This is a genomic window from Sphingobium boeckii (assembly GCF_014199215.1).
GTDB lineage: Bacteria > Pseudomonadota > Alphaproteobacteria > Sphingomonadales > Sphingomonadaceae > Sphingobium_A > Sphingobium_A boeckii.
Genome location: NZ_JACIJC010000002.1, coordinates 504751 through 518335 on the forward strand (window position 1 = coordinate 504751; position 13585 = coordinate 518335).

13 protein-coding genes are annotated in these 13585 nt (G+C 63.3%); 4 read left to right on the forward strand and 9 right to left on the reverse strand.

Features of this window, described 5'->3' with window-relative positions:
* Position 1 precedes the first annotated feature (1 nt).
* Positions 2–865 (reverse strand): non-homologous end joining protein Ku, encoded by an 864-nt coding sequence (gene ku, locus FHS49_RS07525; RefSeq protein ID WP_184016895.1) that lies wholly within the window; start codon positions 863–865, stop codon positions 2–4.
* A 60-nt stretch (positions 866–925) separates the two neighbouring features.
* Positions 926–1480 carry a polyhydroxyalkanoate synthesis repressor PhaR gene (gene phaR, locus FHS49_RS07530; protein ID WP_184016897.1) on the reverse strand — a complete coding sequence of 185 codons (555 nt, stop codon included), beginning with the start codon at positions 1478–1480 and terminating at the stop codon, positions 926–928.
* A gap of 25 nt (positions 1481–1505) precedes the next feature.
* Between phaR and FHS49_RS07535 the strand changes: the two genes are divergently transcribed.
* Both FHS49_RS07535 and FHS49_RS07540 read left to right on the forward strand, forming a co-directional pair.
* Positions 1506–2570, forward strand: coding sequence for an alpha/beta fold hydrolase (locus FHS49_RS07535; RefSeq protein ID WP_184016899.1), 1065 nt, complete (start codon positions 1506–1508; stop codon positions 2568–2570).
* Between the two features lie 33 nt (positions 2571–2603).
* Positions 2604–3776: an acetyl-CoA C-acetyltransferase gene (locus FHS49_RS07540; RefSeq protein ID WP_184016901.1), complete on the forward strand. Its 1173-nt coding sequence runs from the start codon at positions 2604–2606 to the stop codon at positions 3774–3776.
* On the opposite strand, the gene alr is transcribed toward FHS49_RS07540, so the two are convergent.
* The 6 genes from alr to FHS49_RS07570 all read right to left on the reverse strand — a co-directional run bounded on the left by alr (position 3773) and on the right by FHS49_RS07570 (position 9964).
* Positions 3773–4807: an alanine racemase gene (gene alr / locus FHS49_RS07545; RefSeq protein WP_184017431.1), complete on the reverse strand. Its 1035-nt coding sequence runs from the start codon at positions 4805–4807 to the stop codon at positions 3773–3775. The genes FHS49_RS07540 and alr overlap by 4 nt on opposite strands.
* A gap of 51 nt (positions 4808–4858) precedes the next feature.
* Positions 4859–6448, reverse strand: a complete 1590-nt coding sequence (locus FHS49_RS07550; RefSeq protein ID WP_184016903.1) for an MFS transporter — start codon at positions 6446–6448, stop codon at positions 4859–4861.
* A gap of 63 nt (positions 6449–6511) precedes the next feature.
* A complete protein-coding gene (locus FHS49_RS07555) occupies positions 6512–7138 on the reverse strand; it encodes a TetR/AcrR family transcriptional regulator (RefSeq protein WP_184016905.1) in 627 nt (208 codons plus the stop codon).
* Between the two features lie 56 nt (positions 7139–7194).
* Entirely contained in the window at positions 7195–7569 is a 375-nt protein-coding gene (locus tag FHS49_RS07560) for a tRNA-binding protein (protein WP_184016907.1), read from the reverse strand.
* Between the two features lie 68 nt (positions 7570–7637).
* Positions 7638–8825: an acetyl-CoA C-acyltransferase gene (locus tag FHS49_RS07565; protein ID WP_184016909.1), complete on the reverse strand. Its 1188-nt coding sequence runs from the start codon at positions 8823–8825 to the stop codon at positions 7638–7640.
* Positions 8826–8836: 11 nt separating this feature from the next.
* Positions 8837–9964 (reverse strand): acyl-CoA dehydrogenase family protein, encoded by a 1128-nt coding sequence (locus FHS49_RS07570; protein ID WP_184016911.1) that lies wholly within the window; start codon positions 9962–9964, stop codon positions 8837–8839.
* Positions 9965–10063: 99 nt separating this feature from the next.
* On the opposite strand from FHS49_RS07570, the gene FHS49_RS07575 reads away from it, so the two are divergent.
* Positions 10064–10675, forward strand: coding sequence for a TetR/AcrR family transcriptional regulator (locus tag FHS49_RS07575; protein ID WP_184016912.1), 612 nt, complete (start codon positions 10064–10066; stop codon positions 10673–10675).
* Positions 10676–10756: 81 nt separating this feature from the next.
* On the forward strand, positions 10757–11737 hold the full coding sequence (locus FHS49_RS07580) for an NAD(P)H-dependent flavin oxidoreductase (protein ID WP_184016914.1): 981 nt from the start codon (positions 10757–10759) through the stop codon (positions 11735–11737).
* 18 nt (positions 11738–11755) lie between these two features.
* Here FHS49_RS07580 and glmS read toward each other — a convergent pair whose 3' ends face one another.
* Entirely contained in the window at positions 11756–13579 is a 1824-nt protein-coding gene (glmS, locus tag FHS49_RS07585) for a glutamine--fructose-6-phosphate transaminase (isomerizing) (protein WP_184016916.1), read from the reverse strand.
* Positions 13580–13585 lie beyond the last annotated feature (6 nt).

Sequence of the window (13585 nt, forward strand, 5' to 3'; positions counted from 1 at the left end):
GTTAAGCCCGCTTCTTCGCCGCCGGCTTTTTCGCAGGTGCCGGCGTCTTGGCGGCCGGTTTCGCCGCCCCGGCCTTGGGCGCATCCAGCGATTTCTTGAGCGCCGCCATCAGATCGATCACATTCGATCCCGCCCGCGCTGGCGCATCATCCTTCTCGGGCGTCACCTTGCCGCCCTTGGCCTTGCGTTTGCGCTCCACCAGCGCCTTCACCGCATCCACATAGCGATCATGGAATTTGCCCGCGTCGAAGGCGCTGCTCTTCTTCTCGATCAGCGTCTCTGCCAGATCGAGCAATTCGGGATCGGGTTTGGCGTCGCCGATCTCGCGGAAATAGGTCTGCGCCTTGTTCACCTCATCGGCATAGCGCAACGTCTCGATCACCATGCCGCGCCCGCACGGCTTCAGGCTGACGATATATTCGCGCCCGCGCATCGCAAGCTGGCCCAGCCCCACCTTCTTCGTCCGCTTCAAGGCCTCGCGCAGTACGACATAGGCCTCCTCGGCCAGATCGTCCGCAGGCACGACGAAATAGGGCTTCTCGTAATAGAGCACGTCGATCTCATGCGCATCGACGAACTGGGTCAGTTCGAGCGTCTTCTTGCTCTCCAGCTTGACCGCTTCGATCTCCTCGGGCTTGAGCAGCACATAGCTGCCCTTTTCATATTCGAAGCCCTTCACGATTTCGTCGACGTCCACCGCGCCGATCCCGGTGACCGTCTTTTCATATTTCACCGGCTTGCCCGATGGCTCATGAATCTGGCGAAAGGTGACCGCCGCGCCCGATTTGGTGGCGGGATAGATTTCGACGGGGATGGAGACCAGTGCCAGCCTGATCTGTCCCTGCCAATATGCGCGCGCGGCCATGCCTCTGTCTCCGGTCGTTACCGGAGCAGAATGGTTGAAGGGCGGCGCTGGTTCCGGTGGTTATTTGGTGATCTTGTCGATCTTGTCCTGAAGCCCGGCGAGCTGCGCTTTCAGCGCTTCGATCTCGTCATCCTTGCTGCTCGGCTTGGGCGCTTCGGCGGCGGGCGCGGTGCCCGGCTTGAACGCACTGGCCGCGGCTTCGAACATGGCGAGATTGCGCTTGGCCATCTCGGCAAACGGCCCGTTGGCGAATGCGCCTTCCACCGCCGTGCGGAACTGTTCCTGATTACGGCGAAAGCTATCCATCGAAGCTTCGAGATAGCCTGGCACCATCGCCTGCATCGAATCGCCATACATGGAGATGAGCTGGCGCAGGAAATTCACCGGAAGCATCGTCTGCCCGCGTGATTCTTCTTCCATGATGATCTGGGTCAACACATTGTGCGTGATATCTTCTTCGCTCTTGGCGTCGATCACCTTGAATTCCCGGCCTTCGCGGGTCATCTGGGCAAGGTGCTCAAGCGTGATGTAGCTCGACGTATCCGTGTTATAGAGGCGGCGGTTCGCATATTTCTTGATGATGACGACATCGTCTCCGGAACTGTTCTTTTTCATCGATCAGGTGCCCCGCAATAAAGTTATGACGAACATTGCACCATTTCATGCCGCATCGCAACAAGGGCCGCACCCCCTGCCCCTCTTCCTTGAACTGCTGCGCAGCGAAACCGCAGCATCGCCGGACCGCCGCGTTGCGGCATTGGCGGGATTGAGGGCGTATCAGCAAGCCCCGCGGCGATCCCGGCCTGCCCCCATGCCAATCGTCGCGACCGCGGGCCGCGCGATGCTGCGCGATTACGGTGGCAGCGGCCTGCCGGTGATCTTCATCCCTTCACTCATCAATCCGCCCTTCATTCTGGATCTGACCGCACAGAATTCGCTGCTGCGCTGGCTCGCGCGCAAGGGCGTGCGGCCATTGCTCGTCGATTGGGGTGCACCCGAACCGGCGGACCGCGACCAGGATATTGCAGCGCATGTCGAGCATTTGCTGCTGCCGCTGATCGACGCCCTGGGGGAGCGCCCGGCGCTGGCGGGCTATTGCCTGGGCGGCACGATGGCGCTTGCCGCCGCGCAATTGCGCGATGTCGCGGGCCTCGCCCTGATCGCCACGCCCTGGCAATTCGCGGGCTTCCCCCCGTCCGCCCGCGCCGACATGGCCTCATTATGGGCCAGCGCGGCCCCGGCCTGCGAACCGCTGGGCCTGATGCCCATGGAAATGCTGCAGTCCGGTTTCTGGCGGCTCGATCCGGGGCGGACGGTGCGCAAGTTCGAGACGTTCGCCGCGCTCGATCCCGCCGGGGCCGAGGCCGCGGCCTTCATCGCGCTGGAAGATTGGGCCAATGGCGGCGCGCCCCTCACGCTTGCGGCGGCGCGCGAAGCCTTTGAGGATCTGTTCGCCGCCAACAAACCGGGCCTTGGGCAATGGCGGGTGGGCGGAGCCCTGATCGATCCATCGCGCCTCACCTGCCCCGCCATCGACATCGTATCGCTGAACGATCGCATCGTGCCCGCCGCGAGCGCGGCCAACCTGCCCCACCGGATCGATCTGCGCGCCGGCCATGTCGGCATGATCGTCGGGCGTGGCGCGCGCACCGCCTTGTGGGAACCGCTGGCCGCGTGGCTTTCGCAACTTCAGTGTGAATGCTAAGGGCAGCACAGATTTTTCCTAGGAGTCGCCGCCATGTCCGATATCGTCATCACCGCCGCCAAGCGCACGCCCGTGGGCAGTTTCCTCGGCGCATTCGGCAGCGTGCCCGCGCATGAACTCGGCCGCGTCGCGATCGAAGCCGCGCTGGCGCAGGCCGGTGTCGCCCCCGAAGACGTGTCCGAAGTCATCCTCGGGCAAGTGCTCACCGCCGGACAGGGCCAGAACCCCGCGCGCCAGGCCTCCATGGCCGCCGGCGTGCCCAAGGAAGTGCCAGCCTGGGGCGTCAATCAGGTGTGCGGTTCGGGTCTGCGCGCCGTCGCGCTGGCGGCCCAGGCGATCGCCAATGGCGACGCCACCATCGTGGTTGCGGGCGGGCAAGAAAGCATGTCGCTGTCCAATCATGCGCAGGCGCTGCGCGCGGGTCAGAAGATGGGCAATGTGCAACTCGTCGATACCATGATCAGCGACGGTCTGACCGATGCGTTCAATCAATATCACATGGGCATCACCGCGGAAAACGTGGCTGACCAATGCCAGGTGACGCGCGAGCAGCAGGATGTGTTCGCAGTGCGCTCGCAAAATCTCGCGTCGGCGGCGCGCGCCTCCGGCCGGTTCAAGGACGAGATCGCGCCGGTCACGGTCAAGGGCCGCAAAGGCGACACCGTGGTGGAAAATGACGAATATATCCGCGATGGCGCAACCATTGAAACGATGTCGGGCCTGCGTCCGGCCTTCAAGAAGGACGGCTCCGTTACCGCCGCCAATGCCAGCGGCCTCAATGACGGCGCAGCCGCGCTCGTGCTGATGACCCGCGCGGAAGCCGAACGGCGCGGTAGCAAGATTCTCGGCCGTATCGCAAGCTGGGCCTCGGCGGGCGTCGATCCGGCGATTATGGGGCTCGGCCCCGTCCCCGCCACCAAGCGCGCGCTGGAAAAGGCGGGCTGGAGCGTCGGTGACCTCGATCTGATCGAGGCCAATGAAGCCTTTGCCGCACAGGCGCTGGCCGTGGGCAAGGAACTGGGCTTCGATCCGGACAAGGTGAACGTGAATGGCGGTGCGATCGCGATCGGCCATCCCATCGGCGCTTCAGGCGCGCGCGTGCTGACCACATTGCTCTATGAGATGGAAAAGCGCGACGCGAAAAAGGGGCTTGCCACGCTCTGTATCGGCGGCGGCATGGGCATTGCGCTCTGCATCGAGCGTTAAGCCCATATCCGATCGAACCGCTGGCCAAGGCCGGTGAGCAATTCATATTGCGACAGGCCCGAAGCCGCCGCGGCTTCGGGCAGGGCATAGCCGATCTCCACCCAATCCCCCTCGCGCAGATCGGGAGCGGCGTCGACCCGGATCGCGATCAGATCCATCGAAACCCGGCCCAGCAAAGGCAAGGGGACGTCGCCAGCCAGCGCATGTCCCCTGCCTGAAAAGCCCCGGAGATAGCCATCGGCATAGCCGAGGTTCAAAATGGCGACGTCGGTGGGCCGGTCTGCCGTGAAGGTCGCATTGTAGCCGATGGTCTCGCCCGGCGTGATGGTTCGCCGCTGGAGAATTTGCGCTTCCGGACGAACCACCTGCCGGATATGCCCAGTGGCCTCGCCCCGCGGTATCCCGCCGTAAAGCGCCAAGCCGGGGCGGACGAGATCGAAAGCGTAATCCGCGCCCAGACAGATGCCCGCGCTATTGGCAAGGCTCGTCCGCCGGGCCGATGTGCGCCCGGCCAGTGCCGCGAACCGATCGCGCTGCAGGGCGTTAAGCGAAGAAGCCTCATCCGCACAGGCGAGATGGCTCATCAGCGTTTCGACGGAAAGACCATCCAATAGTCCATCCACAATATCCGCGGCCGAAATGCCAAGCCGGTTCATCCCCGTATCGACCATCACATCGCATGGCCCGCCCCCGGCATCGCGCCAGCGCGCCATCTGGGTGCGGGTGTTGAGCACCGGACGGGCAGAAATCGCATTGGCGATCGCCATGTCCTCATCCCGCACACCGTGCAATACGGAGAGCGCCAGCCCATCGGCCATCGGCATCAGCGCAGCAGCCTCGGCCCAGGTGGCGACGAAAAAATCGCGGCAGCCCGCCGCGGCCAGCCGCGTCATCACCCCGGCAGCGCCCAAGCCATAGCCATTAGCCTTGATCGCCGCACCGCAAGCGGCGGCCCCGCTCATGTCATTCAGCCAGCACCAGTTATGCGCCAGCGCGTCGCCATCAAGGCGCAGACGGAGCGGAGAGGACATATCGGTCACCCGCGGCGCGTTAGAGCATTTGCCGGCCGATGATCCAGCACTTTACGTCGCCTCGTTCCACCGCGTTTCCTTCAGCAGCAGCAGCGTCACGATCAGCGCCATCGCGGTCACCACCCAGGTATACCAAAGCCCCGAATAGGGATCGCCCGTGCGCGCGATGATATATTGGCTGATCACGGGCAGGAACCCGCCGAAATAGCCGGTCCCGATATGATAGGGGATGGACATGGAGCTATAGCGGATCCGCGGCGGAAACAGTTCGGCGAGCAGCGCCGCCACCGGGCCATAGGTCATGCCCGACAAGGCAGCGAGCGCCAGGATGCCGATCAGGATCAGCGCCACGTCCCTGCCCGAAGGCTTCACCTTGGCGAGATCATAGCCGCCCGCCACCAGCGCGGCGTCCAATCCCGCAGGGCTGGTGTCGGCAATAGCCACAGCGCCGATCGTGACTCCGGCTTCCGCCCCGTCGCGGGTGGTGTAGCTCACGCCCTTTTTGGAGAAATGATCGAGCAGCTTGCCGCAATCGCTGGCCTGGATCTTCGCCAGGGGATCGTAGCGACAGTCCCGCCCAGAAACCACGACGGGAGAGCGCGCCGCGGCCGCCGCGAGTCCGGGATTGGCCGCGCCGCCGATCAGATGAAAGATCGGGAACAACAGCAGCAGCGTCAGCGCATAGCCGATCACGATCGGCTTCTTGCGCCCGATCTTGTCGGACACCCAGCCGAACAGCAAAAACCAGAACAGGCCCGACGCCGCGCCGACACCCACCAGCAATTGCGCGGTCTGATCCTCCACCCGCATGGAATTCTGGATGAAATAGAGCACTTGAAACAAGGCGGTGTACCAGATCACGGTCAGCCCCGCGGCGATGCCGAACAACGCCACGAACAGCCGGCGCTTGTTGCCGGGATAGGTGAAAGTCTCCTTGAGCGGATTTTTGGCGAGTTCGCCCTTCGCCTTCATCGCCTTGAACACCGGGCTTTCGGAAAGCTTCAGCCGCATCCACAGCGATATGGCGAGCAGCAGCAGCGAGAAAATGAAGGGGATGCGCCAGCCCCAAGCCTCCCACGCATCCTTGCCGACGATCGCCTGGGTGGTCAGCACCACCGCGAGCGAGAGGATGAAGCCGCCCGCCACACTGGCCTGGATGAAACTGGTGTAGAAGCCGCGTTTGTCCGGTGGCGCATGTTCCGCGACATAGATCGCAGCGCCGCCATATTCGCCGCCCAGCGCCAATCCCTGCAGGATGCGCAGGCCAAGCAGGATGATCGGTGCCGCCATGCCGATGCTGGCGGCGGCGGGCACGAAGCCGATCGCCGCAGTGGCCAGACCCATCACGGTGATGGTCACGAGAAACGTGTATTTCCGTCCGAGCTTGTCGCCCAGATAGCCGAACAGCACCGCGCCGAGCGGTCGAAAGCCGAAGCCGATCGCAAAGCCGAAGAGCGAGAGGATCAGTTCGAGCGCAGGGTTACCGGCGGGAAAAAAAGTCCGCCCGATGATCGCGGCCAGCGTGCCGTAAATGAAGAAATCATACCATTCGAACACGGTGCCAAGCGATGACGAGGCGATGACCAGCCTGATCTCGCTCTTCGTCGGCGCCCGTGCGCTATCGGCCGCAATGTCCGTCATTCAGAAATCCCCTCTTATCATCAGCGATCTTTAAGGGGTTTCAGGGCGGCGGCAAGAGACCGCCTAAACGTCCAGATGCGAGAGCATCCCCGCCAGCAGGTCATCGAGCATGTCATCCAGGGAATCCCCGCTCTTCACCGGAAATGCGTCATCCATCGCCAGCCGGGCAAAGCCGTGCACCATCGACCAGCAGGCAACAGCCGGGGCGTGATCCGGCCCGAACGGGCCGCCTGAATCATCGCCCAGAACCGCCTGCTCCATCACGACATAGGCGCGGCGCGATGCGAAGGCGAAGCCGGGGGCGGCCTTGTCCAGCAAGGGCGAACGCCACATCAGATCGAACCGCGCCTGATGGGCCAGCGCATAACGGACATAGGCGACACCCTGCGCCAGGATCCGTGAACGCCGATCCGGATAATCCTCACGATCCGCCACCTCGAGCGCATCGCCAAGCCCGGTAAAGGCCAGCGTCGCGATCGCGGTGAGCAACCCCCGGCTGTCACCGAAATGATGCGCGGGTGCGGACGGCGAAACCCCCGCCCGGCGCGCGGTTTCTCGAAGCGAAAAGCCGTCTATGCCGCGTTCGGCGATCACCTCTTCGGCGGCGGCGATCAACGCCGGCCTGAGCGCGCCATGATGATAGGCACGGACGGGATCGGCTGTCGCCGCGATGCTGATTTTCTTGCCCATGCCCAACTATGCGTTGTCCAGATGGGGAAGACAAGCGGGCGAAATTCAGGCTGCTGCTAAAACAGTCGTCCGCCATCAGGCACTTGATGCGCCGGCATCATCAGCACGACTTCGCCCGCTTCATCGGGAAAGCCGAGCGTCAGCACTTCGGACATGAATTTGCCAATCTGGCGCGGCGGGAAATTGACCACCGCGGCGATCTGACGGCCCACCAGCGTTTCGGGCGTATAGTGCGTTGCAATCTGCGCCGATGATTTCTTGCACCCGATGGTGGCCCCAAAATCGATCACCAGCTTGATCGAAGGTTTGCGCGCTTCGGGATACGCCTCCGCTTCGACGATCGTGCCGACGCGGATATCGACCGCCAGAAACTGATCGAATGTGATCGGATCAGCGGCAGGCGCTGTGGAATCGTGATGGATATGGGCCAAAGGAACACCGTCTGGTTGCTGATCCGATGCGATCTAGCAGAACCAGACGGTCGCCCAAAGCGATCGCGTCAAACGAGTTCGAGCGCGACCGCCGTAGCCTCGCCGCCGCCGATGCACAGGCTGGCAATACCGCGCTTGAGCCCGCGATTTTCAAGCGCACCGAGCAGGGTCGCCATGATCCGCGCACCGCTGGCACCGATCGGATGGCCCAGCGCGGTCGCGCCGCCATTCACGTTCAACTTGTCATCAGGAATACCCAGATCGCGCGCGGCGATCATCGCAACAACCGCGAACGCCTCGTTGATCTCGAACAGATCCACATCATCCATGGTCCAGCCGACCCGCTCCATCAGGCCGCGGATCGCGGGCACCGGCGCGGTGGTGAACAGGCCGGGTTCATGCGCATGACCGCCATGACCCACAACGCGGGCAACCACCTTCATGCCGCGCTTTTCGGCAATGCTGGCGCGGGTCATCACCAAAGCCGCCGCGCCATCGGAAATCGACGAGGCATTGGCCGCGGTGATCGTGCCATCCTTCATGAATGCCGGTTTCAGGCCGGGGATCTTCTCCGGCTTGGCCTTGCCGGGCTGTTCATCGATCGCGACCGTCGTCGGACCGCCGCGACCGGGCACGGAGACCGAGACGATCTCGCGCTCGAAAGCGCCACTGTCGATCGCCGCATTGGCGCGGGAGAGCGAGCGGATTGCATAGGCATCCTGATCCTCGCGTGTGAACTGATATTCGCGCACGGCATCTTCGGCGAACGCGCCCATCGCCTTGCCCGGCGTATAGGCGTCCTCAAGCCCGTCCATCATCATCGTATCGATGATCTGGCCATGACCAAGACGCGCGCCGGCGCGATGCTTGGGCAGCGCATAAGGCGCGTTGGACATGCTTTCCATGCCACCCGCCACGATCACATCGGCGCTGCCCGCAGCCAGCGCATCATAGGCCATGATCGCAGCCTCCATGCCCGATCCGCACATCTTGTTGACCGTGGTGGCGCGCGTTCCGGTGGACAGGCCCGCGCCCAGAGCCGCCTGACGTGCCGGTGCCTGGCCCAGACCGGCGGGCAGCACGCAGCCCATGAAGATGCGGTCGATCGCATCGGCATCAACGCCGGCGCGCTCCACCGCGGCCTTCACCGCGGCCGAACCAAGCTCGGTGGCCTTCAGGCCGGCGAGTTCGCCCATGAAGCCGCCCATGGGGGTGCGCGCGTAGCCAGCGATAACAACGGGATCTGATGCGGACATTTCAAAACTCCTTAAAGGGCACGCGCAATCACCATGCGCTGAATATCGGACGTGCCTTCGTAAATCTGGCACACGCGGACATCGCGATAGATTTTCGCCAGTCCATATTCTTCGAGATAGCCATAGCCACCCAGCGTCTGGATCGCGCCGGAGGCGATGGCCTCGGCGGTTTCCGATGCAAACAATTTCGCCATGGAGGCGGGGATCAGGCAGGGTTCGCCTGCATCTTTCAGCGCGGCGGCGTGAAGGACCATCTGGCGCGACGCCTCCAGGCGGGTCGCGAGATCGGCAAGGCGGAAGCCCACCGCCTGATGCTCGACGATGGGCTTGCCGAAGCTCTTGCGATCCTTGGCATAGTCCACCGCGATATCGAGCGCCGCCTGCGCCATGCCAACGCATTGCGCCGCGATCCCGATGCGCCCGGCTTCCAGATTGGAGAGCGCGATACGATAGCCCTCCCCTTCGCCGCCCAGCATCAGCGCGTCTTCGATGAACAGCCCGTCAAAGCGGATGGCGCAGGTATCCGACGCCGCCTGACCCAATTTATGCTCCACCTTGTCGACCGAATAGCCCTCCCGGTCGGTCGGCACGAGAAAGGCGGAAATGCCCTTCTTTCCCGCCGCGGGATCGGTGACTGCAAAGACGATCGCGAGACCGGCGATCCGGCCGGAGGTGATGAACTGCTTGGCACCATCCAGCGTCCAGCCGCCATCCACGCGCGTGGCGCGGGTGCGGAGCGCCGCGGCGTCCGATCCGGCATCGGCTTCTGTCAGCGCAAACGCACCGATCATCCGGCCGGCGATCAGGTCCCGCAAATATTTCTCTTTTTGCGCTTCGGTGCCCAGCCGCAACAGCGCCGATACGATCAGACTGTTCTGGATCGAGATGATCGTCGAAAGCGCGCCGTCTCCCGCAGCAATCTCCATCAGCGCGAGCGCATAAGAGACGTAATCGGCTTCCGCTCCGCCGAATGCGTCCGGCGCGGTCATCCCCATCAAGCCAAGGCTAGCCGCTTCAGCGAACACTTCTGGCGGGTAGCCGCCCGCCGCCTCGAATATCGCGGCGCGCGGGCGCAAACGCTCCTGCGCGAAACTGCGCACCGAATCCTGGATCGCGGTCTGAATTTCGTTGAGAAGCATAAAACCCACTGGTCAATAATTTACCCGTCAGCATATTGCTTGTTATATGGCCGCGCGTCAATCATGGAGATGACAACCTTTTGGAGAATTATGGCCCCGATGCAGACATCGCCTTTCCGGACATCAGATCAGCGAAAGGCCGATCGTGAAGAGAAGCGCGAAGCCGTGTTGCGCGCCGCGGTGCGGCTGTTCAACGAGCGCGGATTTCACGCAGCCTCGCTGGAAGACGTGGCGGCGAGCCTGGGGATCAGCAAGCCGACGATCTATCACTATCTCGGCAATAAGGATCAGGTGCTGTTCGAATGCGTCACCCGCGGCGTCGATCAATTGCGCGATGCGGCCGACGCCGCAAAGGCCTTGCCGGGCACCGGGCTCGATCGGCTGCGCAGTTTTCTGCGTTGCTATTCCGAGATCATCATGGACGATTTCGGGCGCTGCGTGATCCGCACCGCCGATGAAGCACTGACCCACGAAAGCAGTGCGCGTTTTCGGGCGCTGAAACGCGAAATCGACGATGCGATGCGCGAATTGCTGGAGGCCGGGATTGCAGATGGCTCGATTGCGCCGCTCGATGTGAGGCTCACGTCATTCACCTTGGCGGGCGCACTCAATTGGCCCGCCCGCTGGCATCGCGCCGATGGAAAGAGCCGCCCCGAGGACGTCGCGGCCAAAATGGTCGACATTCTGACGGGCGGGCTGGCACCACGCTGACACCTCCCATTGACAGGGCAGCAGCGCGCATTCTACTCACGGGAATAGAATAGACCAATCAGTCGGACGAGGGCATCTGGGATGGCATTGCGCACACGATTCACTGAACTTGCAGGGATCGAACATCCCATCGTTCAGGGCGGCATGATGTGGGTCGGCCGCGCCGAGCTTGCAGCGGCGGTGTCCAATGCCGGCGGTCTCGGCCTGATCACTGCGCTCACCCAGCCCACGCCCGACGATCTCCGGCGCGAGATCGATCGCTGCCGGACGATGACCGACAAGCCCTTTGGCGTGAACCTCACGATCCTGCCTTCGGTTTCCCCTCCGCCCTATGCCGAATATCGCCGCGCGATCATCGACAGCGGGATCAAGATCGTCGAAACTGCGGGTTACAAGCCCCAGGAGCATGTGGACGATTTCAAGGCGCATGGCATCAAGGTGATCCATAAATGCACCGCAGTGCGCCATGCGCTGTCGGCCGAGCGCATGGGGGTCGATGCGATCTCGATCGACGGCTTCGAATGCGCGGGCCATCCGGGCGAAGATGATATTCCCGGCCTCGTTCTGATCCCGGCCGCCGCCGATCAGGTGAAAATCCCGATGATCGCCAGCGGCGGCTTTGGCGACGGTCGCGGTTTGGCCGCCGCGCTGGCGCTGGGGGCGGAAGGGATCAACATGGGCACGCGCTTCTGCGCCACGGTCGAAGCGCCGATCCATGAGAATGTGAAACAGCTTCTTGTCAGCAATGACGAGCGCGCCACCAATCTGATCTTCCGCGCCTTTCGCAATACGGGGCGCGTGGCGAAAACGTCGGTGTCCGATCAAGTGGTGGCCATCGGCGGTCAGGCTGGTGCCGAATTCAAGGATGTGCAGCCGCTCGTATCCGGTGCCAAGGGCCGGATCGCGCTCGAAACCGGTGATCTGGATGCCGGGCTGATCTGGGCCGGACAGATCCAGGGGCTGATCCACGACATCCCCACCTGCGATGAACTGATTAGCCGCATCGTGCGCGATGCCGAAGCGATCATCCGCGGCCGGCTGACGAGCCTCCTCGTCGCCTGATCACGCCCGCAACGGGCCTCACTCCACCGTAACGGACTTCGCCAGATTGCGCGGCTGATCCACATCCGTGCCCTTTGCCACCGCAACGTGATAGGCGAGCAACTGCACCGGGACGGCGTAAACCAGCGGGGCGATCAGCGGGTGAACCCGCGGCATCTCGATCGTCGCGATGCAGCCTTCCCCCGCCAGCGCGATCCCTTCCTTGTCGGAAATCAGGATCACCTTCCCGCCGCGCGCCTGCACCTCCTGCATGTTGGACACGGTTTTTTCGAACAGCGGCCCCGAAGGCGCGATCACGATCACCGGCACGGATTCGTCGATCAACGCGATCGGGCCATGTTTCATTTCGCCCGCGGCATAGCCCTCGGCATGGATGTAGCTGATTTCCTTCAGCTTGAGCGCACCCTCCAGCGCCATGGGATAATCCGGGCCACGCCCCAGATAGAGCACGTCGCGCGCGCCGGACACCAGATGCGCCATCGCCTGAATTTCTTCATCATGGCCCAGCGCATGGTTCATCGCTTCGGGTGCCTCCGCCAGATGCGCGACGATTTCGGCCTCTTCCTCGGCCGTCAGCCGGCCTTTGGCGCGCGCCAGATTGGCGGCAAGCGCGGCCAGCACGGCGAGCTGGCACGTAAACGCCTTGGTGGAGGCCACGCCGATCTCCGGCCCTGCGTGCGTGGGCAGCAGCAGATCCGCCTCGCGCGCCATCGAACTCGTCGGCACATTGACCACAACGGCGATCTTCTGCCCTTCCGCGCGCGCATGGCGCAGCGCCGCCAGCGTGTCTGCGGTCTCGCCCGATTGCGAGATGAACAGCGCGAGGCCGCCGGGCTCAAGCACGGGTTCACGGTAACGGAATTCGCTCGCGACATCGATATCTACAGGCATCCGCGCGAATTTCTCGAACCAATATTTGGCGACCATTCCGGCGTAGAAGCTGGTGCCGCACGCGACGATCGTCACGCGGCGGATCTCGCTCAGATCGAAGCTCATATCGGGCAGCGCGACCTGGTTTTCCAGCCGGCGGAGATAGGATTTCAGCGTCTGCGCCACCACCACCGGCTGCTCGAAGATTTCCTTCTGCATAAAATGCCGGTGATTGCCCTTGTCCACCGAAAGGCCGGTGATCCCGGAAATCGTGATCTCGCGCGTGACTGGCTGATTCGCCTTGTCATAGATTTGCGTGCCATCGCGGGTAATGACCACCCAATCGCCTTCTTCGAGATAGGCGATGCGCTGGGTGAGCGGGGCCAGCGCCAGCGCATCGGACCCGAGATAGGTTTCATCCTCGCCATAGCCAACGACCAAAGGCGAGCCGAGCCGCGCGCCGATCAGCAGATCGGGAAATTGGCGAAACAGGATCGCGAGCGCGAATGCGCCGTGCAGCCGGGGCAGTATCGCCTCCACTGCGTCCTTGGGCGACTTCCCCGCCTCGACCAATTCGCTCACCAGATGTGCGACCACTTCGGTATCGGTCTCGCTGGTGAAAATCCGCCCGCGCGCCATGAGTTCATCGCGCAGCGGCTTGAAATTCTCGATGATCCCATTGTGGACCAGCGCCACTTCGCCCGTGGCATGGGGGTGTGCATTGCTCGTCGTCGGCGCGCCATGCGTCGCCCAGCGGGTGTGTGCGATGCCGATCGCGCCGGCCAACGGCGCATCTTCAAGCACGCGGACCAAATTGTTGAGCTTGCCCTCCGCCCGCCGCCGATCAAGCACGCCATCATGCACGGTGCACACGCCCGCGCTGTCATAGCCGCGATATTCCAGACGGCGCAGGCCATCGACAAGACGCGATGAGACATCGCCATGACCAAGGATACCGATGATTCCGCACATGATTTA

Excerpts from the sequence above, each read along its gene's own strand:
- ku (WP_184016895.1), bottom strand. The coding sequence starts at position 865 with ATGGCCGCGCGCGCATATTGGCAGGGACAGATCAGGCTGGCACTGGTC.
- phaR (WP_184016897.1), bottom strand. The coding sequence starts at position 1,480 with ATGAAAAAGAACAGTTCCGGAGACGATGTCGTCATCATCAAGAAATAT.
- FHS49_RS07535 (WP_184016899.1), top strand. The coding sequence starts at position 1,506 with ATGACGAACATTGCACCATTTCATGCCGCATCGCAACAAGGGCCGCAC.
- FHS49_RS07540 (WP_184016901.1), top strand. The coding sequence starts at position 2,604 with ATGTCCGATATCGTCATCACCGCCGCCAAGCGCACGCCCGTGGGCAGT.
- alr (WP_184017431.1), bottom strand. The coding sequence starts at position 4,807 with ATGTCCTCTCCGCTCCGTCTGCGCCTTGATGGCGACGCGCTGGCGCAT.
- FHS49_RS07550 (WP_184016903.1), bottom strand. The coding sequence starts at position 6,448 with ATGACGGACATTGCGGCCGATAGCGCACGGGCGCCGACGAAGAGCGAG.
- FHS49_RS07555 (WP_184016905.1), bottom strand. The coding sequence starts at position 7,138 with ATGGGCAAGAAAATCAGCATCGCGGCGACAGCCGATCCCGTCCGTGCC.
- FHS49_RS07565 (WP_184016909.1), bottom strand. The coding sequence starts at position 8,825 with ATGTCCGCATCAGATCCCGTTGTTATCGCTGGCTACGCGCGCACCCCC.
- FHS49_RS07570 (WP_184016911.1), bottom strand. The coding sequence starts at position 9,964 with ATGCTTCTCAACGAAATTCAGACCGCGATCCAGGATTCGGTGCGCAGT.
- FHS49_RS07575 (WP_184016912.1), top strand. The coding sequence starts at position 10,064 with ATGCAGACATCGCCTTTCCGGACATCAGATCAGCGAAAGGCCGATCGT.
- FHS49_RS07580 (WP_184016914.1), top strand. The coding sequence starts at position 10,757 with ATGGCATTGCGCACACGATTCACTGAACTTGCAGGGATCGAACATCCC.
- glmS (WP_184016916.1), bottom strand. The coding sequence starts at position 13,579 with ATGTGCGGAATCATCGGTATCCTTGGTCATGGCGATGTCTCATCGCGT.